This is a genomic window from Kytococcus sp. HMSC28H12 (assembly GCF_001816045.1).
Taxonomy (GTDB): Bacteria; Actinomycetota; Actinomycetes; order Actinomycetales; family Dermatophilaceae; genus Kytococcus; species Kytococcus schroeteri.
The window spans coordinates 13,185-37,464 of sequence record NZ_KV824558.1 but is presented as its reverse complement, the minus strand read 5'-3'; the positions used below and the strand labels follow the sequence as shown (position 1 = coordinate 37,464).

Below are 24,280 nucleotides of genomic sequence, written 5' to 3'. Positions count from 1 at the left end.
ACGCGGGGTGGCGCACCTGCGTCCTGTGGGAACCGTTCCGGCATCGTCTTGGGCACGTACACCACCCCCTCGTGGCTCACCGAGGGTCGGACCCCCTGTCCGACCGGCTACCTCAAGAATAGTACATGTATTGCATCAAGTGCAACCCGCGCATCGAACATGTGGACGGTGTGATGCTGGGGCTGCCCGGCCAGCGGACCCTGTGGACATCCGCTCATCGGTGCTCACCCACCACCAGCACCGCCTCGTTCCAGAAGCGCAGCACGCCACCCTGCGCCCGGGCTCCCGCCCGAACCCTCCACGCCTCCCGCACCCGCACCCGGGTCGCCTGGTCCTGCGCCAGGAACCTGCGCCCGGGCCCGGCGATCCCCGCCTCGACACCCGCCCACAGGTCCGCCGGGGCCACCGCCCACTCCCACTCCACGGTCCGGGCCTCGCGCACCGTCAGCCCGGCCTCCCGACACAGGCCGGCCAGGCCCTGCGGGGTCCGCGGGAAGTCCACCTCCTCGGGCAGTCGCTCCGGCGCCACCTCCCGTGCGTCCGCTGCGGAGAAGACCTCGCCCACCAGCCCACCCCACCCGGCGCCTCCTGCCGGCCACACCGTCATCGCCACGCGTCCGCCCGGCGCCAGCACGCGCGCCATCTCGCGCACCCCGTCGACCGGGTGGCCGAGGTGGTTCACGACGAAGTTCGCCACCACCCCGCTCTGGCTCCCGCTCGCCACCGTGAGGCGCGGGAGCCCGCCGACCTCCACCCGTCCGGGTGCCACGCGCGCGGCGCAGGCCACCATCGCGGGTGAGGGGTCGACCCCCGCCACGTCCCACACTCGGTCGAGCGCCCGTCCCAGCAGCCCGCCCGGACCGCACCCGACGTCCAGGACCCGCCCGGCGGGCAGCGCGTCCAGCAGCAGGTCGTGCACCCCGGCACACAGCGCCCCGAACGACCGTCGGTACGCCTCGACCGCGCCCCACGCACCGTCCGACCCCGCCCCGCTCACCGCAGCACCTCCTCGATCTCCCGCGCCGCCGCGCGTGCGGGCCGCCCCACTCCGATGAGCGTCGCCGACGCCGGCCCCGTCCAGTCTCCGTAGCCCATGAGGTGCAGCCGCGGCTCCCCGGCGGCCCGCGTCATCGACCCCGGTGCCACCGCCACGTGCCCGCGCTCACCGCGCACCCCCAGCGGGCGCAGGTGGGCCAGCGCCGGTCGGTACCCCGTGCACCACAGCACGGCGTCCACCGGCAGCTCCTCGCCCGGCGCCACGGGCGGGCTGTTCCACGTGGAACCGGCCGCCTCCGCCGCCTCCTCGCCCCACACCACGCCCGATGCGGTGAGCCGCGCCACCATCGGCACGGCACCCAAGCGCCCCTCGGCCAGGGCCGCGCGCACCTCCGGCACCTGCACGATGTCGCCGAGCGTCCCCACCCCGCCGTCGTCCGGACGGCCGGCATCGAGGGCGGCCCGCCGTGCTGTGGCCACGTCGAAGAGCACCCGTCCGTCCACCTCGGGCGGCATGAAGCGTGGCGGACGCTGCGTCGCCCACACCACCTCGCGCGATGCCGCGAGCTCCGCCGCCAGCTGCGCCCCGGTGTTGCCTCCACCCACCACGAGCACCCGCCCGCCCGGCACCGACTCCGGCCCCCGGTACTGCGCCGAGTGCAGCTGTGCGCCTGCGAACTCCCGCAGGCCCGGCACGCTCGGCCAGAACGGCCGCGACCACGTGCCGGTGGCGCTCACCACGGCCCGCCCCCACCAGGCCGATCTCTCGCCCTCGGGTCGCCCCTCGACCACCAGTCGCTCGCCCTCGCGCCGCACGGCATCGACCCGCACGGGCCGCTGGACGGGCACCTCGTAGCGCTCCTCGTACGCCGTCAGGTAGTCGGCCACGTGCTGCCGCGAGGGGAACGCCCCCTCACCGGTCCACCGCGGCATGAGCCACCCGGGCAGCGACGAGTGCTGCGGCGGGCTGAACGCGTGCAGGCTCGGCCACATCCGCGCCCACGCGCCACCCGGCCCGTCGGCGTCGTCGAGCACCACGTGCCCGATGCCGGCGCGCCGCAGCCAGTAGCTCGTGGCCAGTCCGGCCTGCCCGCCGCCGATGACGACGACGTCCGCCTCCGCGTCCACCGGTGCCTCAGCGCAGCTCGTCCGCCAGCGCCTGCACCCGGCCGTCGATCTCGTCGCGCAGGGCCGCCATGCGCTCGGCGCCCTGGAGTCCGCGCTCAGACGGCTCCTCGGTGCTCCACCGGCGCACGTCACCGGGCAGGTGCCCCTCCAGCTCCGCCGGCAGCTGCGCGTTGTCGCCCACCAGCACGATGACGTCGCTCGCCGCCGCCAGCTCCGGCGTCAGCTGCTTGGGGTGCTCCCCGGCCAGCGAGGCGCCCACCAGGCCCAGCGACTCCGCCGACTCCCCGTTGACGCCCTTCTCCCACGGCGCGGCGGCCACGCCGGCACTGAGCACCTGCACGCCGGGCACGGCCAGACGCCGCATGAGCCCGGCGGCCATCTGCGACTTGCCCCGGTTGCTCGAGCACACGAAGGTCACCACGCGCTCCTGCGGCCGCGGCCACGCCATCGGCTCCACGCCGAGGGAGCGCAGCAGCTCCTCCACACGCCGCCGGATCTCGTCGCGCACCGGACGGACCTCCTCGACGGGGCGCCCAGCCGGGTCGTCCAGCGCCCAGTCCTCGCGACGCACCCCGGGCACGTACGGGCACTCGTCGCCGCAGCCCATGGTGACCACCACGTCGGAGGCCTCCATGTCCTCGCGGCTGAGCACGCGCGGGGCCACGGCGCCCACATCGATGCCGACCTCCGCCATCGCCTCCACGGCGGCCGGGTTCACGGCCTCGGCCGGCTGGGAGCCCGACGAGCGCACCTCCACCCGGTCGCCGCCCAGCGCACGCGTCCAGGCCGCGGCCATCTGGGAGCGGCCGGCGTTGTGCACGCAGACGTACATGACGGCGGGGCGGTCGCCGGCGGGCGCCGGGGTGGGCTGGTCGGTCATGCGGTCGCTCCTTCGCGGACGGAGGCGGGGAACAGGCGGCGTCGCAGCCACAGGGACACGTACACCAGCCCCACGAGCACCGGCACCTCGATGAGCGGCCCGACCACACCGGCCAGGGCCTCACCGGAGGTGAGTCCGAAGGTGGCGATCGCGACGGCGATGGCGAGCTCAAAGTTGTTGCCCGCGGCGGTGAACGCCAGCGTCGTGGTGCGCTCGTACCCCATCCCCAGCGCCCGGCCCAGGGCGTACGAACCGCCCCACATGAGGACGAAGTAGGCCAGCAGCGGCAGCGCGATGCGGGCGACGTCCAGCGGGCGCGAGGTGATCTGTTCACCCTGCAGGGCGAAGAGCACGACGATGGTGAAGAGCAGCCCGTACAGCGCCCACGGGCCGATGGCCGGCAGGAAGCGGTTCTCGTAGCGCTCGCGGCCCATCCGGCGCTCCCCGAGGTGGCGGGTGAGGAAGCCGGCCACCAGCGGGATGCCCAGGAAGATCAGCACGCTCTTGGCGATCTGCCACATCGAGACGTCCAGCCCGGTGGTGTCCAGGCCGAGCCAGCCGGGCAGGACGGCCAGGTAGAACCAGCCGAGCAGGCCGAACATGACCACCTGGAAGACCGAGTTGATCGCCACCAGGACGGCGGCGGCCTCGCGGTCACCACAGGCGAGGTCGTTCCAGATGATGACCATCGCGATGCAGCGGGCCAGACCGACGATGATCAGGCCCGTGCGGTACTCGGGCAGGTCGGGCAGGAAGATCCACGCCAGGGCGAACATCAGCGCCGGGCCCAGCACCCAGTTGAGCAGCAGGGAGCTGCCCAGCATGCGCCGGTCGGCGGTCACCGTGTCGAGGCGGTCGTAGCGGACCTTCGCCAGGACCGGGTACATCATCACCAGCAGGCCGATGGCGATGGGCAGCGAGATGCCGTCCACCTGCACGGTGTTGAGCGCCTCGCCCACCCCGGGCACGATGCGGCCCAGCAGCAGCCCGGCCACCATCGCCGCGCCGATCCACAGCGGCAGGTAGCGGTCCAGGGTGGAGAGGCGCTCGGTGACCTGGGCCTCGGCGGCATCCGGTGGGGTCTGGGTGGTGGTCACCGGGGGTCCTCTCGGTGGGCGGTCGGGGGGGGAGGGCGTCGGCGGGGATCGTGCAGGGGTGGACACGGGACGCGCCACGACGTGAGGGGAATGACGCGCCCGTGCATCGACAGCTGTCGATGGAGGAATCGTGACACAATGCATCGATGGACGTCAATGTGTGCTGTGGTGGGCTCCCGGTGGCGATCTCGGACGCGGAGGCCGAGCACACGGCATCGGTCATGAAGGCGCTCGGGCACCCGGCGCGGGTGCGGCTGGTGGCCGCCATCCGCGCGGCCGACGGCGGCGAGGCCTGCGTGTGCGACCTGCAGGAGGTGGTCGACCTGGCGCAGCCGACGGTCAGCCACCACCTCAAGGTGCTGGTCGATGCGGGGCTGCTCACGCGCGAGAAGCGGGGGCAGTGGGCCTGGTACGCACTCGACCAGCAGGCGTGGGCGGCCGTGGGGGAGCTCTTCGCCTGAGTCGCGGCGCGAGTGAGCCCGGCGGGTGCGACGAGGCACCGGCCGGGCTCACCCCATCAGGTCCGTCAGGCGGGCTGGGCCTCGCGGGCCGGGGTGGTCTGGGTGCGGCTGCCCTGCTTGGCGGCCTGGTAGGCGGCGGCCTCCTCGGCCGAGAGGACGGAACCCTCGCCCAGGAGGGACTCGATCAGCGCGTCCACGCGGACCTTGAGCTCGTCGCGGGTGGCGCGCACGGACTCGACGTCGTCCTCGTCCAGGGTGATGTGCCAGTCCACGTGCTGCTTGGCGGTGAAGTCCTCGCCCAGGTCGGGGCTGGCGATGCTCACCACCACGTCGGCGGCGTGGAGCACGTCGCGGTTCACGGCGCGGGGGTACAGGGTGGTGGTGTCGATGCCGTGCTCCTGCATCACCTGGATCACGGCGGGGGCGATCTCCTTGGCGCGGCGGACCCCGCCGGAGAGCACGTGGATGCGGCCGCCGGAGTACTTGTCCGTCATCACGGCGGCCATCTGGGTGGCGCTGGCGTTGCGAGGGCTGACGAACATCACCACCGGGTGCCCCGTGACCGTGGCGCCGCGGGCGTGGGCCAGGGCCTGGAGGTTCTCCTTGGCGTAGCGCTCGGCCAGCACCGGGATGTGGTCGCGGACCCTGGCGGTGGCCTCCATGTCCTCGCGGACGGCGTGCAGCTCGCGGGCCACCTCGTCGCGGGTGAACACGGCGTCGAACTCGCTGGCCAGTCGCTCCACCGCGTGCTCGTACTGCTGGGCGGTGCCGATGATGGTCATGGGTGCCTCCTGCGTGCGGCGGGGCATCCCGTGCCTCCGCCCCGGTAATTCACCCGATGTTAACCCAGTATTCACTTTCGGGGAAGGGTTTCGGCGCCCGGCGAGTTGGGCGGCTCAGGCCAGCCGGTCCACCCGGGCCCGCTCGTACTGCCCGATGGCCACCGGCTGCGCCCCCAGCTCCGATGCGGCGCGCATCCACCAGTGCGGGTCCGCCAGAGCCGCCCGCGCGAGGAGCACCGCATCGGCCTGCTCCTGCCCGACGATCGTCTCGGCCTGGTGCGGCGAGCTGATCTCACCCACTGCCCCCACCGGTACCTCGAACCCGGCCTCCCGCAACGCCTCCCGCACGGCCGTCGCGAAGCGCACCTGGTAGCCCGGCCCGGAGACGATCTTCGGCGCCGGCAGGTTGCCACCGCTGGAGACGTCCACGAAGTCGACCCCCAGTTCCGCCGCGGCCACCACGAACCGCTGCAGCGAGGCCACGTCGCCCTCGACGTCCTCCCAGTCGGTCGCGGAGATGCGCAGCAGCACCGGCATCGATGCGGGGACGCGCCCGCGCACCTCGCGCACCACCTCGAGGCCGAACCGGTGACGGCCCGCCTCGTCGCCGCCCCAGGCGTCGGTGCGCGTGTTCACCAACGGCGAGATGAACTGGTGCACCAGGTACCCGTGGGCGCCGTGGATCTCGACCGCGTCGAAGCCGGCCGCCACAGCGCGCTCGGCCGCGTCGCCGAACGCGGTCACGGTGGCGCGGACCTCCGCATCGGTCAGCGCGCGGGGCGCATCGAGGTCGCCGAAGGCCTCGTCGGTGGGGGCGACCGTCTGCCACCCGGAGGTCTCGATGCTGTGCGCGTAGCCCTGCGCGTCGGCCCCCACCGGCACCGACCCGCTGCGGCCGTCGGTGCCGAACGGGCGCCAGGTCGAGGCCTTGCGCCCGGCGTGCGCGAGCTGCACCGCGGTGGTCACGCCCGTGCCCAGGCCGTGCACGAAGTCGTTCACGCGGCGCCAGCCGGCCACCTGCTCGTCGTTCCAGATCCCCGCATCGTGGGGGGAGATCCGGCCCTCGGGGGTGACGGCCGCTGCCTCGGTCACGATCATCGAGGCTCCACCGGTGGCGAAGGCACCCAGGTGCACCAGGTGCCAGTCGTTGGGCACGCCGGGCGCGGTCACGGGGTCGCAGGAGTACTGGCACATCGCGGCCACCCACGCCCGGTGGCGGACCTCCAGGTCGCGCAGCGTCATGGGCTCGAACAGGGCGATGGGGCGGGGCATGGGTCCTCCGATGTGGTGGGGCGGGCGTCCGGGGCGTGAACGCACCCTTGTGGCCCGCAATTCCTCAGTCCGCGTGAACCTCGTCTGCCCTCGACCAGTTCAGTTGGGTAAAGGTTTGCCCAAGATCTCCCCTGGGTATGGACATCGTGTGTGTGTGGAATTCTTGAGTCGGCACATGCCGGCACTTCACACACTGGAGGAATCGTGAACAAGAAGTGGACGGGGTTGATGGTCGCGGCGGCGACGATCTGTGCCACCCCGATGATCGCTCAGGCCGCGGGCACGACGGATGGAAGCGGGTGCAAGATCTACGCAGCCACGCCGGGGTACGGCGCCCCGGGGCAGGTGTCGGGGTACGTCTCTCGCTTCGGGTCCGGGTGCTCGAAGGGTGACGTCACCGGCAAGTTGATCCACGCGAAGTGGGGGCCCGACTACGTGGTCTCCAGCTACGAGGGGTACCTCTTGGGTAGCCGGAAGTACCTGTCGGGCGGCGGCACCAGCGGTGACGTCTACTTCACCAAGATCTACGGTGCCACCGGGGCATCCGTGGCCTCGGACCGATTCACGTTCTGACGAGAGGAACGACGTGCAGCTGCAGGCGGCAGGGCTCACCAAGCGGTACGGCACCAGGACCGCGCTCGATGCGGTCGACCTCACCCTCGAGCCCGGCGTGTTCGGTCTGCTGGGGCCGAACGGAGCGGGCAAGAGCACGCTGATGTCGATCCTCGCCACGCACGTCGCACCGACCGCCGGTTCGCTGGCGATCGGGGACCATCGCGTCTTCGAGGGCCAGCGGCCCGGCCCGGGTCTGGAGGGGGCCCGCCGCCTCATCGGCTACCTGCCGCAGAAGTTCACGATCATGGGTTTCTCCAGTGTCCGCCGCAACGTGGAGGTCGCGGCGTGGGCGCAGGGGGTCGATGCGGCGGAGGTGCCCGCCGCCGCAGACCGCGCCCTGGCGCGGGTGGGCCTGTCGGACCGGGCCACCTCCCGCGCACGCTCCCTGTCCGGCGGCATGCGCCAGCGCCTCGGCATCGCGTGTGCCTTGGCCCATGACCCGCAGGTGGTGCTCTTGGACGAGCCCACCGCAGCTCTGGACCCGGTCCAGCGCGCTGGGTTGCGCGACGACCTGGCTGAGCTGGGACGCGATCGCATCGTGGTCGTGACCACCCACATCGTCGAGGACATCGCGCACATCGCCCAGCGTGCTGTCGTGATGGACCACGGCAGCTTCCGGTTCGACGGCACCGTGGCGGATCTGGCTGATCTCGGCGGGGGCGATGTCGTGTCTCCCCTCGAGGCGGGCTACCGCGCCGTCCTGGCCGACCCGGTGCCCGCCGCATGAGGCGCCTGTCCGCCGCCCACCACCCGCTGTCGCTCGCGGTGCTGGCGTTGCTCGTGGCGCTCTCCTTCGCCGTGGAGGCACCCCGTGACTGGCCCCCGGCTGACTGGGGGCGCCTTCCCTTGACCGTCCGGGACTACTCGGTCTGGGCGGCGGTGCTCGGTGCGGTGTGGGGGGCGGTGACGGGTTTGCGGCACGGTCCCGGCAGCGTCGCCCCCGGGCGGTCGACCGGCCGCAGCATCCCCAGTCTCTTGGCCGGTGAGGTGGGTTCGCTGGTCGTCGCGTTGTGGGCGGGGGGCGTGATTGGACTGGTGCCGTTGACCATCACCCTCGCCCGGGGAGCGCCCGGATCGCTCGGCTTCGGGGACGCTCTGGCGACCGTCGCCGGCATCGCACTGCTGGCCCTGTGGCCGATCCTCGGGATGGCCCTCGGCACCCTGCTGGGCCGATGGGGTGTGCTCCTGGCCCCGCTCGTGACCCTCGCCCTGCTCTTCCTGCCGGCGCAGGTGCGAGGCACCCCCTTGGCCAGCATCACGCCGTGGTGGGGCAATGGTTTCCCCGCGCCCGGGTGGGAGATGGCCTGGCCTGCGACGCTCTCGAGACTGGCTGTGCTGGCGCTGGTGGCCGGGGCGCTGCTGCTGCTGGCCGCTTGGCGTTTGGCCACCCCACGAGGAGCCCGTCAACTGCCGGCCAGTGCCCTGGCGGCGGGGGCGGGTGCGGTCGCACTGGCGGCCGTCTCGGTGGGGCTTCGACCCGACATCGTCACCGCCAGCGGTGAGGCGGTGTGCCTCGAGCGGCAGCACGTCACCCTCTGCTCGGCCCCCGAGGAGCAGCAGCTCGTGGCCGCGGCGAGCGGCAGCATCGACGCGATGGTGGGCGCGACCGGAGCGGGTCCGATGACGCTGGCCACCGAGGCGGCGGCATCCCACCAACCCACCGACCTCCCCTTGCGGGGCCTCGGGCAACGGGACCGGTCCTCCGCGGTGGGCACGGTGACGCGCGGCGTGGCATCACAGCTTGCGGGCAGCAGCTCCTGCGGGCCGGGGGTCGCCCAGGGGAACATGGAGGCCTCGACGGACCTGGCCGAGGAGATCCGCCGTCGCGCTGCCTCCCCCGGGCCGGCGGAGAAGGGGACAGGTGCGTCCGCCCTGTCGGTCGAGGAGTTCCGCGCTTGGTACGCCGAGCACCGGAGCGAGATCAAGTCCTGCCGCCTGGGCCCCGAGGCCCTCCGGTGAGCCCCTGGCGAATGTGGCTGTCGGGCCGTTCGGCGGGTGCCGCGGGCGCGGCGGTCGCGCTGGCACTGGTGGCGATGTCCATCAGCTGGGGACAGGCCGTCCACGTGGACCTCGTCCACCCACGCATGGTGCGCTTCTGGGAGGTGCTCGCAGTGCTCACCGCAGTGGCCACGGCCGCGGCGTGGGCTCCGGCCCACCGGCTGTGGGAGGTCACCGGGCACCCACGGCTGAGGGGGTGGGCCCTCGTTCCGTGCCTGGTTGTGGCCCTGGTGGCCGTGGCCGTCCCCCGGCTCGCGAAGGTGCTCGCAGGGTGGTGGCCGGAGTCCGTGCGAGATGCCGTCAGCCAGGCCCCTGGCCAAGCGGTCCACCTCATCGTCTACCCGGGTGTCGTCGAGCAGTCCGTGGGCGCTGGGCTAACGGCGGCCGGGATCGCGCTGGCCTGCATCGGTCTGCTGGGGCGCTGGGTGGGCTCCGTCCTCGCGGTGGCCCTCGCCGCCGCGCTGGTGGTGTGCCAGGCACTGGTGGGGGACGTGGGACTGCCGTGGGCGGTCGATGCCAGCACGCCGCACCCCGCATCGATGCCCGCGGCCTGGGGTGTGTGGGCGGCGGGTACGGCGGTGTGGGTCTGGCGCACCACGCGGCCCACCCTCGTCGGGTTGGACGCCTGAACCACCACCCCCCGGGCGCCGGGAACTGGCCAAGAGGGCCCCCGACGGCGCAGACTGTGCGCCGTCCGAGGGTGGCAAGGGTGCCGCCCCGCGATCTGGGAGTCGCCGTGAACCGTTCCACCCGCCGCGCCGCAGCCCTCGCCGGGGCTGCACTGCTCGTCCTCACTGCCTGCAGCGCCGGGAGCTCCACCGACCCCGACGGCTCCGGCACCTCCGGCTCCGAGGGGGCCAGCGGGCCCTCCGACGAGACCGTCACCCTCGGCCTGGTGGCCGAGCCCGCCACGTTGGACTTCCGCACCGGTGACGGTGCCGCGATCCCGCAGCTACTGCTCGGCAACGTCTACGAGACCCTCGTGACCGTCGACCCCGAGTCCGGCGAGATCGTCGATGCGCTCGCGGAGTCGCACGAGGTGTCCGACGACCGCCTCACCTACACCTTCACCCTGCCGACCGACCGCACCTTCTCCGACGGCAGCGAGCTCACCGCGCAGGACGTGGTCTCCAGCATCGAGGCCGTGCAGGGCACGGCCTGGACCAGCTCGCTGAAGTCCCAGATGGACGTCGTCGAGTCCGCCGAGGCCACCGACGACCACACCGTCGAGGTCACCCTGTCCGAGCCCAGCAACAGCTGGCTGTACGCCATGACCACCCGCGTCGGCGCCGTCTTCCCCAGCGAGACCGATGCGGAGCTGGCCACCAATCCGGTCGGCTCCGGCCCGTACGACGTCACCGACTGGAAGCGCGGTGACCGCATCACCCTGGAGCGCCGCGAGGACTTCACGGGCGAGAAGCCGTACTTCGCCACGGCCGTCTTCCGGTACTTTAAGGACGGCACCGCGCTGAACAACGCGATGCTCACCGGCGACATCGACATCGAGACCACCGTGCAGGCTCCGGAGTCCCTCAGCCAGTTCGAGGGCAAGGACGACCTGCAGGTCATCGAGGGCACCACCAACGGCGAGGTCGTGCTCAGCTTCAACCACGGCAACGCCACCATGCAGTCCGAGCCGCTGCGCCAGGCGATCCGTCATGCCATCGACCACCAGGCGCTGCTGGACACCTGCTGGGCGGGCAAGGGCGAGCTGATCGGCTCCATGGTGCCGCCCACCGACCCCTGGTACACCGACCGCACCGGCGACTTCCCCCACGACCTGGAGAAGGCCAAGGACCTGGTGGAGGAGGCCGGCGTCGACCGCCCCCTGCGCCTGCGCGTGCCAACCCTGCCGTACGCCACCGAGTGCGGGCAGGTGGTGAAGTCGCAGCTGGAGGAGGCCGGTCTGCGGGTGCAGCTCGACCAGCTCGAGTTCCCCGCATCGTGGCTGGAGCAGGTGTACTCGAGCGCCGACTACGACCTGTCCATCGTCGCCCACGTGGAGCCGCGCGACCTCGGCAACGTGTTCGGCAACCCCGAGTACTACCTGCGCTACGAGAACCCCGAGCTGACCAAGGCCCTGCAGGCCGCGGACGCCGGCACGCAGGAGGAGCAGACCGAGCAGATGAGGAAGGCGGCCGAGATCATCAGCACCGACGCGGCGGCGGACTTCCTCTTCCTCCTGCCGAACCTGGTGGTGGCCGACGCCGACATCCAGGGCATCCCCACCAACGCCGTCACCGAGGGGTTCGACCTCACCGCCCTGCGCCGATGAGGTGAGCGTCCTCCGGTGCGCGTCACCCCATCAGGAACTGCGGTTCCGGCCCGCGGCCCACGTACGCTGCCCCCATGGATGCTCTCGCCACCAAGATCTCCGACATCAACGGGTACTACTGGTACCTGGTGATCGTGCTCCTGGTCATCGCCGGTGTCTGGTTCACCCTCCGCACCGGCGTCGTGCAGCTGCGCCTGCTGCCGGAGATGGTGCGCAACATCCTGGAGAAGCCCGGCTCGGACTCCGATGACGGCATCTCCGCCTTCCGCGCCTTCACCGTCTCCGCGGCCTCCCGCGTGGGCACCGGCAACGTGGCCGGGGTGGCCGTCGCCATCGCCGTCGGTGGCCCCGGGGCGGTGTTCTGGATGTGGGTGCTGGCCATCATCGGCGGCGCGACGGCCTTCGTCGAGTCCACCATGGCCCAGCTGTACAAGGTCAAGGGCGGGGACGGGTACGTCGGTGGGCCGGCGTACTACATCCGCGACGGGCTGGGCTGGAATCCGGTGGCCGTGCTCTTTGCCGTGATCATCACGTTCACCTACGGCTTCGTCTTCAACGCCGTGCAGTCCAACTCGATCAGCTACTCGCTGCAGGACACGCTCTCCGGGGTGGAGAACATCGCGCTGATCACCGGCCTGGTGCTGGCGGGGCTGACCGGCGTGGTCATCTTCGGTGGCGTGAAGCGGGTCTCGGCGGTGACCGAGGTCATCGTCCCGGTGATGGCCACGCTGTACATCCTGGTGGCCCTGGTGGTCGTGGCGCTGAACATCACCGAGGTCCCGGCCATGTTCGCCCACATCGTGGGGCACGCGCTGGGCTTCAAGGAGGTCGCGGGGGCCGGCATCGGCGCGGCGCTGATGCAGGGCATGCGCCGCGGCCTGTTCTCCAACGAGGCCGGTATGGGTTCGGTGCCCAACGCGGCGGCGACGGCCTCGGTGAGCCACCCGGCCAAGCAGGGTCTGGTGCAGGCCCTGGGCGTCTACTTCGACACCATCATCGTCTGCTCGGCCACGGCTTTCGTGATCCTGCTGTCCAACCCCCAGTTCGGCGTCGACGACCCGCAGGGAATCGGCCTCACCCAGAGCGCCCTGCAGGAGCAGGTGGGCAGCTGGGCCGGGCCGTTCCTGTCGGTGGTCATCTTTTTCCTGGCGTGGTCCTCCATCCTGGGCAACAGCTACTACGGGGAGGCCAACATCCGGTTCCTGGCCGGCAAGCGCAACGCCCAGCTGGCCATCATCGTCTTCCGCGTGCTGGTGGTGCTGTGCGTGGTCGGCGGCGCGCTCGGCTCGGTGGCGCTGGTGTGGAACCTGGCCGACCTGGTGATGGGCTTCATGGCCACCATCAACCTCATCGCCATCCTGCCGCTGGGCGGTCTGGCCATCGCGATGCTCAAGAACTACGACGATCAGCGCAAGCGGGGCGAGGAGCCCGTGTTCCGCCGCTCCGAGCTGCCGCAGGCCCGGAACGTCTCGCTGTGGGGTGACGGCATGGGCATGCCCGAGGTCCGCGCCGCCGCGGGGGAGAAGCGGTGAGCGGCATGGATCTCGGGCGGGTCTGATGCTGCTGCGCCTGGCCTCCCGCTTCGCCGTCCTGCTGGTCAGCCTGGCGGTGGCGAGCCTCATCGTGTTCGCGGTGATGGCGGTGCTGCCCGGTGACCCGGCGCGGGTGGCCCTGGGGCTGAACGCCTCTGAGGAGTCCGTGGCGCAGATGCGGGAGGAGTTCGGGCTCGACCGCTCTTGGCCGGTGCGTTACACCGAGTGGGTGACCGGCCTGCTGACCCTGGACCTGGGGCAGTCCTACGTCTCCCGGGCGGAGATCGCCCCGCAGCTGGTGGACCGTTTCGCCGTCACCCTGTGGCTGGTGGGCACGGCGATGGCGCTCGCGGTGCTGGTCGCCGTGCCGCTGGGAGCCGTGATGGCCCTGCGGCACCGGTCCGGCGTGGGTGTGGTGCTCTCCGCGGCCAGCCAGGTGGGCATGGCGGTGCCGGCCTTCCTGGCGGGCATCCTGCTCATTGCCCTGTTCGCGGTGCGGTTGGGGTGGCTGCCCTCCGGCGGGTGGACTCCCCCCATCGAGGGGGTGGGGGAGTTCCTGCGCAACCTGGTGCTGCCCGCGGTCTCGCTGGCGCTGGTGCAGGCGGCGATCCTGGCCCGCTACGTGCGCAACGCCGTGTTGGAGGTGATGGACACCGACTTCATCCGCACCGCGCGGGCCAAGGGGCTCACCCGGGGTCGGGCGCTGGCGCGCCACGGGTGGCGGAACGCCGCGGTGCCGGTGGTGACCGTGCTGGGCTTGTCGCTGACCTCGATGCTGGTGGGGGCCGTGGTCATCGAGCGCGTCTTCGTGATCCCCGGGGTGGGCTCGATGCTGGTGGACGCCGTCGCGCAGCGCGACCTGATCCTGGTGCAGGACGTGGTCATGGTGCTGGTGGCCATGGTGCTGGTGGTCAACTTCCTGGTGGACGTGCTGTACGTGGTGATCGACCCCCGCATCGGAGGCCGTTCATGACCACTGCGGCGTCCCGGGGTGTGCTCTGACCCGCCCCGGGGGGATGCCGGTCTCCCGCCGGAACGCCCGGCGGAACGACACCTCCGACCCGTAGCCGGTGGCCCGGGCGACGGCCGCGACGCCGGAACCCTCCCGCAGGAGCCGGTGCGCCTCGGCCATGCGTACCCGGGTAACCCACGCCATCGGCGCCTCCCCGGTGAGCGCGGTGAACCGAGCACTGAAGGCGCTGCGCGACAGGCCCGCCACCCGGCTCATCCCCGTGACGCCCCACGGGTGGGCCAGGTTCGCCAGCATCGCGCCCAGCACCGGTCCGATGGCGTCGTCCCGGCTGGCGGCCCACCACCCCGCCTCGGTCGGCGCCTCCCTCACGGCTCGCCGAACCTCACGCAGTGCCAGCCCCTCCACCAGGTGTGCGCTGACCTGAGCCCACCCCTCGGCCTGTTCCTGCGCCTCCCGCAGCACCAAGGCGGCCACGGCCCGCAGAGCGGCGACGTCCTCCCCCTCGGCCGCGGCCCGCAGCAGGGGCGGCAGGCGCGCGGGCAACCGGGGGGAGGCCGGGTGCTCCAGGGCGATAGCGCCGCACACCAGGTGCAGGGCCGGGTCGCGCCCACCGAGGTCCAGCTGCTCGATACCGCCGCCCAGGTCGACCCGGCCGCTCTCGGCCAGACCCACTGTCCACAGGGGCGTTCCGTGGGCCGCGATGCGGTGTCCGGTGCCGTGCGGGGCGAGGACGATCTCCCCCTCCCCGAGGGTCACCGTGGTGTCGTCGCAGATCACCACGCACGTGCCCTGCAGGACCAGGTGATACATCACTGACCCTGGCAGCGCCGGGAGGTCGACGGCGGTCGACCCGTCGAGCCTCGTGTCGCAGTGGAAGATCCCACGCGAGCGCAGCAGGGCACCCAAGGGGCTCGGGTCCATCGGTCCTCCGGACGATCGATCATGGATGGAGGACTTCCGGGCATGGATCGTCCCTCGATTCCTCGCCACGATGACACCACACGATCAGAGAGGACCCGTCATGACTCACCCAGAAGCCCCCATCACTGCCCCCGCCGCGGACGGTGCCCTGCCTGCAGCGGTCCCGGTCACCGTCGCCGTCGTCGGAGCCTCCGGCCGCGTCGGCCAGCGCGTGTCGCAGCGCCTCCGCGAGGCCGGCCACCGCGTGGTGCCCGTCTCACGCACGCCCGACCCCGGTGCCCCGCCTCCCCATCGGCCGGTGGACGCGCTGGATCCCGAGGCGGTCCGCGCGGCGCTGGAGGGGGTCGATGCCGTGGTCGTCGCCCTCGGCATCTCCGAGAACCCGCTGCGGGTGCGACTGCGCGGCTCCCGGGGTACGGCGGACGACGTCCGCTCCCGCGGGACGCGTCACGTCATCGAGGCGATGCGCGCCACGGGCGCCCGGCGCCTCGTCGTGCTCTCCAGCACCGGGGTGGGGGACTCCGCCGGGGTCCTGACACCTGGCATGCGGCTCGTCATCGCCGGGCTGCTGCACCCCCAGTTCGCCGACCACGCCCGTCAGGAGGAGCTGGTGCGGTCCTCCTGCCTCGACTGGACCATCGCCCGGCCGGTCAACCTGCGCCCCGCCGCGAGCGCGCCGGTGGTGGCCGACCCGCACGGTCGGGTGGTCTCCATGGATGTCGGCATCGACCAGGTGGCCGACTGCCTGGCCCGCTGGGCAACCTCCTCGGAGCACCTCGGGGCCACCGTTGCGCTCTCGAGCTGAGGCCCCCGTGCTCGATGTCGTGATGGGTCTCGCCCTGGTGCTCGCCGCTGTGCTGGCTGGGTTCTGGGCCACCTGGTCGGTCGTGGTCCTGCCGGCCCTGGACTCCCTGCCGGCGCCCGTGGCCGTGGCGGCAATGCGGAGATGCAACGAGACGGTGCTCACGCCGCTGTTCCTCGTGCCGTTCGCGACGGCGCCGTTGACGGCGGCCGCCGGCGGGGTGGGTCTGCTGCTGGAGCGGGCGTGGCTGCCTGCGCTGCTGGTCGGCTTCGCGGTGGTGCTGCAGGTGGTGGGCGTTGTGGTCGTGACGGGGTTCGTCAACGTGCCCCTCAACGGCGCGCTGGCCGAGGCCCAAGGTGCGCCGTCGGAAGCCTGGGCGGCGTTCAGTGGGCCGTGGCAGCGGGCCAATCTGGTGCGGACGGCCTCCGGGCTGGCCGCGCTGGTGGTGCTGCTGGTCGCCGCGCGTATGCCCTGACGCCTTCCTGTCCCTGTCGACACGGGACAACTGCGCGCTGCCGGACTCGTCGACGTGCTGCGGCACGATGGACTCCTGACACCTGGGAGATGCACCAGGGGTTCCACCCGCTTCCGTAGGCTGCCTCCATGCCCACCCCGTCCCTGGCTGCCGCGGCCCCCGCTCCGGTCGCCGCCCGCCCCCCGAGCCGTGCCGGCCGCGCCTATCTGGTGGTCGGCGGGGTGATCGTGGCCGTGATGGTGGCGATGGCGCTGCTCTCCTACGTGTGGACACCCTTCGACCCCACGCACGTGGTGCCCTCGCACCGCCTGCAGGGCCCGTCGGGCGAGCACTGGCTGGGCACGGACAAGTTCGGGCGCGACACCTTCAGCCAGGTCCTCGTGGGTGCCCGCACCACGCTCTACGTGGGCTTCGTGGCGGTGGGCGTGGCGGCGCTGCTCGGGGTGCCGCTCGGCGTCCTCGCCGCGATGGGGCCGCGCTGGCTCGACGCGCTCGTGATGCGTGCCGCCGACATCGGCCTGGCCTTCCCCGGCCTGCTGCTGGCCATCATGTTCGCCGCCGTGTTCGGCGCCTCCACCACCTCGGCGATGCTCGCCATCGGTCTGGCGAGCGTGCCCTCCTTCGCCCGTGTCGCCCGTTCCGGGGCGCTGGGGATCGTGCCGCGTGAGTTCGTCACCGCCGCCCGCGTGGCTGGGCGGCGGCCGCTGGCCATCGGGTGGCGCCACGTGCTGCCCAACGTGCTGGGTCTGGTCATCGTGCAGGCGTCGGTGAGCTTCGCGCTGGCCGTCCTCGCGGAGGCGGGGCTGAGCTTCCTCGGCTTCGGCACCCCGCCGCCCACGCCCAGCTGGGGCCGAATGCTGCAGGAGAGCCAGCCGCTGCTGGCCTCCGAGCCGCGCCTGGCCGTCGTGCCGGGTGTCGCCATCGCGCTGGCGGTGCTGGGGTTCAACCTCCTCGGTGACGGCCTGCGCGACCGCTACGACCCGCAGATGCAGGTGACCGACCAGTGAGCACCCCCGGCCGCGACGACCTCCGCACCGGTGCTGAGCTCGACAGTCGAGACCTGCACCGGTGCGGTTCTCACGACCCGGCCCGCGACGCCGCCACGCGCCTCGAGGCGCGTGACCTCGCCATCGGCACCCGCCACCGCACCCTCGTCGAGGGGGTGGACCTCACCCTGCGCGCCGGCGACCGGGTGGGCCTCATCGGCGAGTCCGGCTCCGGCAAGTCGCTCACGGCCCTGGCGGTGATGGGCCTGCTGCCGGACAACCTGCAGGCCATCGGCAGCATCGAGATCACCCCCGAGGGGGGCGCCCCCACCCAGGTGGTCGGCGCCTCGGACCGCGCGATGTCGCGCCTGCGCGGCCGTGACGTCTCCATGGTCTTCCAGGAGCCGATGAGCGCGCTCAACCCCACCATGCGCGTGGGTGACCAGGTGGCCGAGGTGATGGAGATCCACGGCACCGCCACCGGTGACGCGGCCCGCCGCCGTGCCGTGGAGCTGCTGCGCGACGTGGGCGTGGTGGACCCCGAGGCCGTGGCGCGCTCCCACCCGCACCAGCTCTCCGGCGGGCAGCGGCAGCGGGTCGTCATCGCCATCGCGCTGGCCAACGACCCGGACGTGCTCATCTGCGACGAGCCCACCACCGCGCTGGACGTCACGGTGCAGGCCACGGTGCTGAAGCAGGTGCTCGAGGGCGCCGAGCGCAGCGACGCGGCCCTGCTGTTCATCACGCACGACCTGGCCGTGGTCTCGCAGGTGTGCGAGCAGGTGGTGGTGCTCTCCGGCGGTCGCGTGGTGGAGCGGGGCACGGTGGCCGAGGTGCTCGGGGCGCCGCAGCACCCGTACACGCAGCGGCTCGTGGCGGCCTCGGAGCTCACCCCGCGGCTCGGGTCGGCCGGGGCCACGGCGCTCGCGGTGGCCGACGAGCGGGCCGGTGCGGCGGACGACGGCGCGCCCGAGTCCGCATCGCCAGCGGTGCGGGTGGAGGACGTGCGGCAGGTCTACACGCGCCCGCGCCGGCACCTGTTCGCCGCGCCGCCGCAGGTGGTGGCGCTCGACGGGGTCTCGCTCGAGGTGTCGCGGGGCGAGCGCTTCGGCATCGTGGGGGAGTCCGGCTCCGGCAAGTCCACCCTGCTGCGCCTGCTCGCGGGGCTGGAGAACCCCGCATCGGGCCGGGTGGAGGTGCTGGGCCGGCAGGTCTCCGGGGTGCCCGAGCGGCGCCTGCGGTGGCTGCGTGAGTCGCTGCAGATGGTGTTCCAGGACCCGCGCGACTCACTCGACCCGCGCATGACCGTGCGCGACGTGGTGGCCGAGCCGCTGGTGGCGCAGGGCTGGTCGCGCCAGGATGCCGACGACCGCGTGGCCGAGCTGCTGGAGCGCGTAGGCCTGGAGGCGTCGATGGCGCGCCGCCACCCGCACCAGTTCAGCGGCGGGCAACGGCAGCGCATCGGCATCGCCCGCGCGCTGGCGCCGAGTCCGCAGGTGCTGCTGGCGGACGAGCCGGTCTCCGCACTCGACGTGAGCGTGCGCGGCCAGGTGCTCGACCTCATCGGCGAGCTCGTGGACGAGATGGGGCTGACGCTGGTGTTCGTGAGCCACGACCTGTCGGTGGTGCGCCACGTGTGCGACCGCGTGGCCGTGGTGCGGCACGGGGAACTGGTGGAGGTGGCGCCCACCGAGGAGCTGTGGGCCGCGCCGGGCAGCGAGTACACGCGCGCCCTCATCGAGGCCGTGCCGCGGATGCGAGTGCCCCGCGCCTGAGCGGCGGGGAACGAGGCGGACACGACGAAGCCCCGCGCGGCAGGTGCCGGCGGGGCCGTTGGAGCGGGTGACGAGAATCGAACTCGCGTATTCAGCTTGGGAAGCTGATGTTCTACCATTGAACTACACCCGCAAGGTGTGTGCAGCGGCACAGTGTACACGGGGTGCTCGGGGGCCGCGCAGTGCGCTGTGCACCGCGATATTCTCGCCGCATGCTCCTCTCGGACCGCGACATCGCCGCCCGCCTCGACGCCGGGGACGACTCCGCCGTCCGACTGGACCCGTGGGACCCCGCGATGCTGCAGCCCAGCAGCGTGGACGTGCGCCTCGACCGCTTCTTCCGGCTGTTCGACAACCACAAGTACCCGGTGATCGACCCCGCGCAGGAGCAGCCCGACCTGACGCGCCTCGTGGAGGTGGACGGCGAGGAGTCCTTCGTGCTGCACCCCGGCGAGTTCGTGCTGGGCAGCACCTACGAGCAGATCACCCTGCCCACCGACATCGCCGCCCGCGTGGAGGGCAAGAGCAGCCTGGGGCGGCTCGGGCTGCTCACCCACGCCACGGCCGGCTTCGTGGACCCGGGGTTCTCCGGCCACGTCACCTTGGAGCTGAGCAACGTCGCCACCTTGCCGATCGTGCTGCACCCGGGCATGAAGATCGGCCAGCTGTGCTTCTTCCAGCTCTCCTCGCCCGCCGACCACCCCTACGGCAGCGACAAGTACGGCTCGCACTACCAGGGCCAGCGCGGGCCGACCGCCTCGCGCAGCTGGAGCAACTTCCACCGCACCGCCATCTGACCCCTCCGCCGCGATGCGGTGAGGGCCCCGAGTCCGTCGGCCTGCGGTTGTCGGTGGGCCCGCGTAGGGTCGAGGCCATGATCCGCTTCGAGGGCGTGACCAAGCGGTACCCCAACGGCACCGTGGCCGTGGACGACCTGCACCTGGAGTGCCCGCGGGGGCACATCACGGCACTGGTGGGCCCCTCCGGCTGCGGCAAGACCACCAGCCTGCGCATGATCAACCGCATGGTGGAGCCCTCCGAGGGGCAGATCCTCCTCGACGGCCGGCCCAACACCGAGCTCGACGCCGACGAGCTGCGCCGCACCATCGGGTACGTCATCCAGCACGGCGGGCTCTTCCCGCACCAGACGGTGCTGCGCAACGTCATGACGGTGCCGATGCTGGTGGGCTGGGACAAGCGCAGGGCCCGCACGCGGGCGCTGGAGCTGCTGGAGCGGGTGGGGCTCGACCCGCAGCTCGCCGACCGCTACCCCGCGCAGCTCTCCGGTGGCCAGCAGCAGCGCGTGGGCGTGGCCCGGGCGCTCGCGGCGGACCCGCCGTTGATGCTCATGGACGAGCCGTTCAGCGCCGTCGACCCCATCGTGCGTGAGCACCTGCAGGACGAGTTCCTGCGCATCCAGGAGGAGTTCGGCACCACCATCGTCATGGTCACCCACGACATCGACGAGGCGATGAAGTTGGGGCACCAGGTGGCCATCCTCCGTGAGGGCGGCCACCTGGCCCAGGTGGACAGCCCCGCCCGTGTCATGGCCCGCCCGGCCGATGACTTCGTGGCCGGCTTCGTGGGGCGCGACCGCGGGTACCGCTCGCTGGCCTTCCACGACGGCGCGGTGCCCATGCAGACCGAGCGCACCGTGCGGCTGGGGGAGCCGCTGCCGCGCGACACCGAGTGGGTGCTGGCCGTGGACGACGCGCACCAGCCGCTCGGTTGGCTCCGCACCGATGGGGGTGAGGTCGCCTCGCAGGAGGCGCTGCGCCTGGGCGGCACCCTGGCCCGCCGGGGCGGGTCGCTGCGCGAGAAGCTCGACGCGGCGCTCTCCTCGCCCAGCCAACGCGGCGTGGTGGTGGACGACGACGGCCGGCTCGTGGGCACGGTGCGCCCGCACGACGTCCTCGACGTCATCACCGACACCGACCGCAGCGACCCCACCTCGCAGCACGCCGAGGGCACGGACCCGGCCGGGCGCCCCGTGGAGGCGGCAGAGGATGCGGATGAGCGCGCGGTTCCGCCCGGGAGCACGTCGTGAGCGAGATCGGGAACGTGCAGTGGGGCGAGCTGTGGCAGCTCACGGTGGCCCACGCCTGGCTGGCCGGGGCGCCGCTGGTCATCGGCCTGGCGCTCGCGCTGCCGCTGGGGTGGGCCGCAGCGCGGGTGCCACGGCTGCACACGCTGCTGGTCTCCGGCAGCGCGCTGCTCTACACGCTGCCCTCGCTCGCCCTGTTCATCCTGCTGCCGGGCCTCATCGGCACGCAGATCCTCGATCCACTCAACGTGCTGATCGCCATGACGCTCTACACGGTGGCGCGGCTGGTGCGGAGCGTGGCCGACGGACTGGGCTCGGTGCCCGAGCACGTGCGGCAGGCGGCCACCGCCATGGGGCTGGGGCGCTGGCGCCGGCTGGTGGGTGTGGAGCTGCCGCTGGCCGTCCCCGTCATCGCCGCCGGGCTGCGCGTGGCCGCGGTGAGCAACGTGAGCATGGTGAGTGTCGCTGCGCTGGTGGGCATCCCGCAGCTCGGGATCCTCTTCACACGCGGCTTCAACCGGGATGACCTGGGCATGATCGCCGTGGGCATGGCCGGGTGCGTGCTGCTCGCCCTGCTCTTCGATGCGGTGATCCTGCTGCTCCGCCGGCTGCTCACCCCGTGGCTGCGTGAGGTGCGCGCATGATCGTCGGCGAGATCGTGGCCTGGCTGACCGACCCCGCCAGCTGGCAGGGGGAGGACGGCATCTGGATGCAGGTGCTGCGGCACCTGGCGTACTCGTTCGCGGCGCTCGCCCTGGCCTGCCTGGTGGCGGTCCCGCTGGGCCTGTGGATCGGGCACACGGGTAAGGGCTCGGTGGTGGTGGTGAACCTGGCCGGGGCGCTGCGTGCGCTGCCCTCGCTGGGTCTGCTGCTGCTGGGGTGGGTGCTCCTCGCGCCGCACCTGCCCGGTGATGCTGCGTTCGTGGTACCGAGCCTCATCGTGCTGGCCGTGCTGGCGATCCCCCCGGTGCTCTCGGGGGTGTACTCCGGCATCGCGGAAGTGGACCCGGCCGCGCGGGACGCGGCGAAGGGCATGGGGATGACCGGCATGCAAGTGCTGCGGCGGGTGGAGATCCCCGTGGCGCTGCCGTTGATCCTCTCCGGCATGCGGTCGGGGCTGCTGCAGATCATCGCGACGGCCACCATCGCCGCCTACGTCTCCCTCGGCGGGCTCGGGCGCTACCTCATCGACGGGCTCGCGGCGCGCGACTACACGCAGATGGCCGGCGGGGCGCTGCTCGTGGCGGGCCTGGCGTTGCTGATGGAGCTGGTCTTCACCCTGGTGCAGAAGCTCGTCGTGAGCCCCGGCCTGGCCGACCAGGAGGCACGATGACGACCGCGCTCCCGACCGCTGCACCTGCTGATCCCGCACGACTACCTACCGACCCCCATCCACCCCCTCGATCTCCCAGGAGCGACCATGCGTCCCACCCGTTCCCTCGCCGCGCTCGCGACGGTCAGCGCCCTCACGCTCGCCGCCTGCGGTGGCGACCCCACGCAGGACCCCAGCGCCACCGAGGAGGGTGACGCGAGCAAGGTGACCATCGGCAGCGGGAACTTCACCGAGAGCACGATCCTGGCCGAGGTCTACGCCAAGGCACTGCAGGACGACGGCGTCGAGGTGGAGAAGAAGCTGGAGATCGGCAGCCGCGAGACCTACCTGCCGGCCCTGCAGGACGGCTCGATCGACCTCATCCCGGAGTACATCGGCACCTTGGCGACCTATTTCGACAAGGAGCTGGCGGTCACCGACGCCGACGAGGTCTACGCGGCCCTCGAGAAGAGCCTGCCCGAGGGGCTGGAGGTGCTCGAGTACTCCGAGGCCGAGAACGCCGACAACGTCGTCGTCACCCGCGCCACGGCCGACGAGCAGGGACTGGAGAAGATCTCCGACCTGGAGGGCAAGGCCGGGGACATGACCCTCGGCGGCCCCCCGGAGTGGAAGGAGCGCGCGCAGGGGGTGCCCGGGTTGAAGAAGGTCTACGGGCTGGAGTTCGCGAAGTTCCGCGCGCTGAGCGCCGGTGGCAACGTGACGGCCCAGGCGCTGGAGAACGGCCAGGTCGACGCCGCGAACATCTTCACCACCGACCCGTCGATCGTGCAGAAGGACTTCGTGATCCTCGAGGATGACAAGGACCTGTTCAGCGCGCAGAACCTGGTGCCGCTGCTCTCCTCGGAGGTGGCGGACGACGCGGTCAGCGAGTCGCTGAACAAGGTCTCCTCGGAACTGACCGCGGAGGACCTCGCGCAGATGCAGATCGACGTCACCGACGGCAAGACGCCGGAGGAGGTCGCCAGCGCGTGGGTGGAGGAGAACCTGTGAGCGCGCGGCGGGCGGCCGTCATCGGGGCCGGGACGATCGGTCTGGGCTGGGCCGGGATCTTCGCCGGCCACGGCTGGGACGTGGCCGTGTTCGACCCGCGCGACGGCCTAGACGCGGCGCTCGACGACGCGGCGGCCGAGGCGGCCGGGGCGCTGACGGCTGCGGGGCGTGAGGTGAGCACCCAGCAGGTGCGTGAGCGGCTCGCGGTGGCCGGATCGTTGGAGGAGGCGGCCGAGGGCGCGGAACACGTGCAGGAGTCCGGGCCGGAGGAGTTGGGGGGGAAGCGGCGCACCTTCGCGCAGCTCGAGGCGGCCACGGGGCCGGGAACGGTGCTGGCGACCTCGAGCTCCTTCATCACCTCCAGCGAGATCTCCCGCGACAACCTGGAGCAGGGACGGATGCTGGTGGGCCACCCCTTCAACCCGGTGCTGGTCCTCCCTTTGGTGGAGGTCGTCGGCGGGCCGAACACGCACCCGGAGACGGTGGAGACGGCCGTGGAGACCTACCGTGCCGTGGGCAAGCACCCGGTGGTGGTCGGCGCGGAGGTGCAGGGCTTCATCGGCAACCGGTTGCAGTTCGTCCTGTTGGCCGAGGCGCTGCACCTGGTGGAGCAGGGGGTGGCCACGCCCGAGGAGATCGACGAGGTCGTGCGCACCTCCCTGGGGCCGCGGTGGGCGGCGTTGGGGCCGCTGCGGGCCTCGTCGATGGGCGGGGCGCGCGGGATGACCGGGCTGTTCGAGCTGCTCTCACCCGAGCTGGAGAAGCTGCAGCCCGGGCTGCCGGACCTGTCGACGCAGATCCGGACGACCGGGGTGGTGGACGCCGCCTACGGCGACAACCAGCCGACGCCGGCGGAGGTCGCCCGGCGCCTCCGGGGCGCCTTGTCCGACGACTGATGCTGGAGACGGGCAGCCGTTGCCGGTGTTCCCGTGGGAGGTCTCGACG

The 24,280-nt window shown here is 72.4% G+C and carries 25 protein-coding genes, 1 tRNA gene and 1 pseudogene; 18 read left to right on the top strand and 9 right to left on the bottom strand.

Annotated features, from left to right (window positions below; all coding sequences use genetic code 11):
- Positions 1-214: 214 nt before the first annotated feature.
- From HMPREF3099_RS08635 to arsB, 5 genes and pseudogenes are all read right to left on the bottom strand, one after another.
- A complete protein-coding gene (locus HMPREF3099_RS08635) occupies positions 215-997 on the bottom strand; it encodes a class I SAM-dependent methyltransferase (protein WP_070705590.1) in 783 nt (260 codons plus the stop codon).
- Positions 994-2,124, bottom strand: a complete 1,131-nt coding sequence (locus HMPREF3099_RS08630; protein ID WP_070705589.1) for an ArsO family NAD(P)H-dependent flavin-containing monooxygenase — start codon at positions 2,122-2,124, stop codon at positions 994-996. Before HMPREF3099_RS08630 ends, HMPREF3099_RS08635 begins: the two co-directional genes overlap by 4 nt.
- Positions 2,125-2,131: 7 nt before the next feature.
- Positions 2,132-2,572, bottom strand: a complete 441-nt coding sequence (locus HMPREF3099_RS13515) for an arsenate-mycothiol transferase ArsC (RefSeq protein WP_256374423.1) — start codon at positions 2,570-2,572, stop codon at positions 2,132-2,134.
- Positions 2,570-3,004: pseudogene (locus HMPREF3099_RS13510) on the bottom strand (arsenate reductase ArsC); the annotation flags it as partial. The gene HMPREF3099_RS13515 and the pseudogene HMPREF3099_RS13510, both read right to left, overlap by 3 nt.
- Entirely contained in the window at positions 3,001-4,101 is a 1,101-nt protein-coding gene (gene arsB, locus HMPREF3099_RS08620) for an ACR3 family arsenite efflux transporter (protein ID WP_070705587.1), read from the bottom strand. The gene arsB and the pseudogene HMPREF3099_RS13510, both read right to left, overlap by 4 nt.
- A 146-nt stretch (positions 4,102-4,247) precedes the next feature.
- Here arsB and HMPREF3099_RS08615 point away from each other — a divergent pair, with 146 nt between their 5' ends.
- A complete protein-coding gene (locus HMPREF3099_RS08615; RefSeq protein WP_070705586.1) occupies positions 4,248-4,562 on the top strand; it encodes an ArsR/SmtB family transcription factor in 315 nt (104 codons plus the stop codon).
- A 65-nt stretch (positions 4,563-4,627) separates the two neighbouring features.
- Here HMPREF3099_RS08615 and HMPREF3099_RS08610 read toward each other — a convergent pair whose 3' ends face one another.
- Positions 4,628-5,344, bottom strand: coding sequence for an arsenate-mycothiol transferase ArsC (locus HMPREF3099_RS08610; RefSeq protein WP_070705585.1), 717 nt, complete (start codon positions 5,342-5,344; stop codon positions 4,628-4,630).
- 114 nt (positions 5,345-5,458) lie between these two features.
- Entirely contained in the window at positions 5,459-6,616 is a 1,158-nt protein-coding gene (locus tag HMPREF3099_RS08605; protein WP_070705584.1) for an oxidoreductase, read from the bottom strand.
- A gap of 204 nt (positions 6,617-6,820) precedes the next feature.
- Between HMPREF3099_RS08605 and HMPREF3099_RS08600 the strand changes: the two genes are divergently transcribed.
- The 7 genes from HMPREF3099_RS08600 to HMPREF3099_RS08570 all read left to right on the top strand — a co-directional run bounded on the left by HMPREF3099_RS08600 (position 6,821) and on the right by HMPREF3099_RS08570 (position 14,009).
- On the top strand, positions 6,821-7,189 hold the full coding sequence (locus tag HMPREF3099_RS08600; RefSeq protein ID WP_070705583.1) for a hypothetical protein: 369 nt from the start codon (positions 6,821-6,823) through the stop codon (positions 7,187-7,189).
- Between the two features lie 13 nt (positions 7,190-7,202).
- Positions 7,203-7,958 carry an ABC transporter ATP-binding protein gene (locus tag HMPREF3099_RS08595; RefSeq protein WP_070705582.1) on the top strand — a complete coding sequence of 252 codons (756 nt, stop codon included), beginning with the start codon at positions 7,203-7,205 and terminating at the stop codon, positions 7,956-7,958.
- On the top strand, positions 7,955-9,190 hold the full coding sequence (locus HMPREF3099_RS12455) for a hypothetical protein (RefSeq protein WP_070705581.1): 1,236 nt from the start codon (positions 7,955-7,957) through the stop codon (positions 9,188-9,190). Before HMPREF3099_RS08595 ends, HMPREF3099_RS12455 begins: the two co-directional genes overlap by 4 nt.
- Positions 9,187-9,858, top strand: a complete 672-nt coding sequence (locus HMPREF3099_RS08585) for a hypothetical protein (protein ID WP_141494201.1) — start codon at positions 9,187-9,189, stop codon at positions 9,856-9,858. The genes HMPREF3099_RS12455 and HMPREF3099_RS08585 overlap by 4 nt, the downstream gene beginning before the upstream one ends.
- A 107-nt stretch (positions 9,859-9,965) precedes the next feature.
- Positions 9,966-11,504 carry an ABC transporter substrate-binding protein gene (locus HMPREF3099_RS08580; RefSeq protein ID WP_070705579.1) on the top strand — a complete coding sequence of 513 codons (1,539 nt, stop codon included), beginning with the start codon at positions 9,966-9,968 and terminating at the stop codon, positions 11,502-11,504.
- Between the two features lie 74 nt (positions 11,505-11,578).
- Positions 11,579-13,036 carry an alanine/glycine:cation symporter family protein gene (locus HMPREF3099_RS08575; protein ID WP_070705578.1) on the top strand — a complete coding sequence of 486 codons (1,458 nt, stop codon included), beginning with the start codon at positions 11,579-11,581 and terminating at the stop codon, positions 13,034-13,036.
- A 25-nt stretch (positions 13,037-13,061) separates the two neighbouring features.
- Positions 13,062-14,009 carry an ABC transporter permease gene (locus tag HMPREF3099_RS08570; protein WP_070705577.1) on the top strand — a complete coding sequence of 316 codons (948 nt, stop codon included), beginning with the start codon at positions 13,062-13,064 and terminating at the stop codon, positions 14,007-14,009.
- Here HMPREF3099_RS08570 and HMPREF3099_RS08565 read toward each other — a convergent pair.
- A complete protein-coding gene (locus HMPREF3099_RS08565) occupies positions 14,004-14,930 on the bottom strand; it encodes an AraC family transcriptional regulator (protein ID WP_070705576.1) in 927 nt (308 codons plus the stop codon). The two genes, HMPREF3099_RS08570 and HMPREF3099_RS08565, sit on opposite strands and share 6 nt — an antisense overlap.
- A gap of 100 nt (positions 14,931-15,030) precedes the next feature.
- Between HMPREF3099_RS08565 and HMPREF3099_RS08560 the strand changes: the two genes are divergently transcribed.
- The 4 genes from HMPREF3099_RS08560 to HMPREF3099_RS08545 all read left to right on the top strand — a co-directional run bounded on the left by HMPREF3099_RS08560 (position 15,031) and on the right by HMPREF3099_RS08545 (position 18,968).
- Positions 15,031-15,735: an NAD(P)-dependent oxidoreductase gene (locus tag HMPREF3099_RS08560; protein ID WP_168168492.1), complete on the top strand. Its 705-nt coding sequence runs from the start codon at positions 15,031-15,033 to the stop codon at positions 15,733-15,735.
- 22 nt (positions 15,736-15,757) lie between these two features.
- Positions 15,758-16,207: an anthrone oxygenase family protein gene (locus HMPREF3099_RS08555; protein ID WP_070705599.1), complete on the top strand. Its 450-nt coding sequence runs from the start codon at positions 15,758-15,760 to the stop codon at positions 16,205-16,207.
- Positions 16,208-16,335: 128 nt separating this feature from the next.
- Complete coding sequence (locus tag HMPREF3099_RS08550) at positions 16,336-17,214, top strand: ABC transporter permease (RefSeq protein WP_083323643.1); 879 nt, start codon at positions 16,336-16,338, stop codon at positions 17,212-17,214.
- Positions 17,211-18,968, top strand: a complete 1,758-nt coding sequence (locus HMPREF3099_RS08545) for a dipeptide ABC transporter ATP-binding protein (protein ID WP_237769805.1) — start codon at positions 17,211-17,213, stop codon at positions 18,966-18,968. Before HMPREF3099_RS08550 ends, HMPREF3099_RS08545 begins: the two co-directional genes overlap by 4 nt.
- 59 nt (positions 18,969-19,027) lie before the next feature.
- On the opposite strand, the gene HMPREF3099_RS08540 is transcribed toward HMPREF3099_RS08545, so the two are convergent.
- Positions 19,028-19,101, bottom strand: a tRNA-Gly gene (locus tag HMPREF3099_RS08540).
- 79 nt (positions 19,102-19,180) lie between these two features.
- On the opposite strand from HMPREF3099_RS08540, the gene dcd reads away from it, so the two are divergent.
- The 6 genes from dcd (at position 19,181) to HMPREF3099_RS08510 (ending at position 24,231) form a co-directional block, all read left to right on the top strand.
- The gene (gene dcd, locus HMPREF3099_RS08535) at positions 19,181-19,765 is read left to right on the top strand and encodes a dCTP deaminase (protein ID WP_070705575.1); all 585 of its coding nucleotides are present in this window, start codon (positions 19,181-19,183) and stop codon (positions 19,763-19,765) included.
- A 77-nt stretch (positions 19,766-19,842) separates the two neighbouring features.
- Complete coding sequence (locus HMPREF3099_RS08530) at positions 19,843-21,015, top strand: ABC transporter ATP-binding protein (protein WP_083323642.1); 1,173 nt, start codon at positions 19,843-19,845, stop codon at positions 21,013-21,015.
- Positions 21,012-21,656, top strand: a complete 645-nt coding sequence (locus tag HMPREF3099_RS08525) for an ABC transporter permease (protein WP_070705574.1) — start codon at positions 21,012-21,014, stop codon at positions 21,654-21,656. Before HMPREF3099_RS08530 ends, HMPREF3099_RS08525 begins: the two co-directional genes overlap by 4 nt.
- Positions 21,653-22,345 carry an ABC transporter permease gene (locus HMPREF3099_RS08520; RefSeq protein ID WP_083323641.1) on the top strand — a complete coding sequence of 231 codons (693 nt, stop codon included), beginning with the start codon at positions 21,653-21,655 and terminating at the stop codon, positions 22,343-22,345. The genes HMPREF3099_RS08525 and HMPREF3099_RS08520 overlap by 4 nt, the downstream gene beginning before the upstream one ends.
- A gap of 87 nt (positions 22,346-22,432) precedes the next feature.
- On the top strand, positions 22,433-23,335 hold the full coding sequence (locus HMPREF3099_RS08515) for an ABC transporter substrate-binding protein (protein ID WP_070705573.1): 903 nt from the start codon (positions 22,433-22,435) through the stop codon (positions 23,333-23,335).
- Entirely contained in the window at positions 23,332-24,231 is a 900-nt protein-coding gene (locus tag HMPREF3099_RS08510) for a 3-hydroxyacyl-CoA dehydrogenase NAD-binding domain-containing protein (RefSeq protein ID WP_070705572.1), read from the top strand. The genes HMPREF3099_RS08515 and HMPREF3099_RS08510 overlap by 4 nt, the downstream gene beginning before the upstream one ends.
- The last annotated feature ends 49 nt before the right edge of the window (positions 24,232-24,280 follow it).

Excerpts from the sequence above, each read along its gene's own strand:
- HMPREF3099_RS13515 (WP_256374423.1), bottom strand. The coding sequence starts at position 2,572 with ATGGCGTGGCCGCGGCCGCAGGAGCGCGTGGTGACCTTCGTGTGCTCG.
- HMPREF3099_RS08615 (WP_070705586.1), top strand. The coding sequence starts at position 4,248 with ATGGACGTCAATGTGTGCTGTGGTGGGCTCCCGGTGGCGATCTCGGAC.
- HMPREF3099_RS08610 (WP_070705585.1), bottom strand. The coding sequence starts at position 5,344 with ATGACCATCATCGGCACCGCCCAGCAGTACGAGCACGCGGTGGAGCGA.
- HMPREF3099_RS08605 (WP_070705584.1), bottom strand. The coding sequence starts at position 6,616 with ATGCCCCGCCCCATCGCCCTGTTCGAGCCCATGACGCTGCGCGACCTG.
- HMPREF3099_RS12455 (WP_070705581.1), top strand. The coding sequence starts at position 7,955 with ATGAGGCGCCTGTCCGCCGCCCACCACCCGCTGTCGCTCGCGGTGCTG.
- HMPREF3099_RS08575 (WP_070705578.1), top strand. The coding sequence starts at position 11,579 with ATGGATGCTCTCGCCACCAAGATCTCCGACATCAACGGGTACTACTGG.
- HMPREF3099_RS08570 (WP_070705577.1), top strand. The coding sequence starts at position 13,062 with ATGCTGCTGCGCCTGGCCTCCCGCTTCGCCGTCCTGCTGGTCAGCCTG.
- HMPREF3099_RS08565 (WP_070705576.1), bottom strand. The coding sequence starts at position 14,930 with ATGGACCCGAGCCCCTTGGGTGCCCTGCTGCGCTCGCGTGGGATCTTC.
- HMPREF3099_RS08560 (WP_168168492.1), top strand. The coding sequence starts at position 15,031 with ATGACTCACCCAGAAGCCCCCATCACTGCCCCCGCCGCGGACGGTGCC.
- HMPREF3099_RS08555 (WP_070705599.1), top strand. The coding sequence starts at position 15,758 with ATGGGTCTCGCCCTGGTGCTCGCCGCTGTGCTGGCTGGGTTCTGGGCC.
- HMPREF3099_RS08550 (WP_083323643.1), top strand. The coding sequence starts at position 16,336 with ATGCCCACCCCGTCCCTGGCTGCCGCGGCCCCCGCTCCGGTCGCCGCC.
- dcd (WP_070705575.1), top strand. The coding sequence starts at position 19,181 with ATGCTCCTCTCGGACCGCGACATCGCCGCCCGCCTCGACGCCGGGGAC.
- HMPREF3099_RS08530 (WP_083323642.1), top strand. The coding sequence starts at position 19,843 with ATGATCCGCTTCGAGGGCGTGACCAAGCGGTACCCCAACGGCACCGTG.
- HMPREF3099_RS08520 (WP_083323641.1), top strand. The coding sequence starts at position 21,653 with ATGATCGTCGGCGAGATCGTGGCCTGGCTGACCGACCCCGCCAGCTGG.
- HMPREF3099_RS08515 (WP_070705573.1), top strand. The coding sequence starts at position 22,433 with ATGCGTCCCACCCGTTCCCTCGCCGCGCTCGCGACGGTCAGCGCCCTC.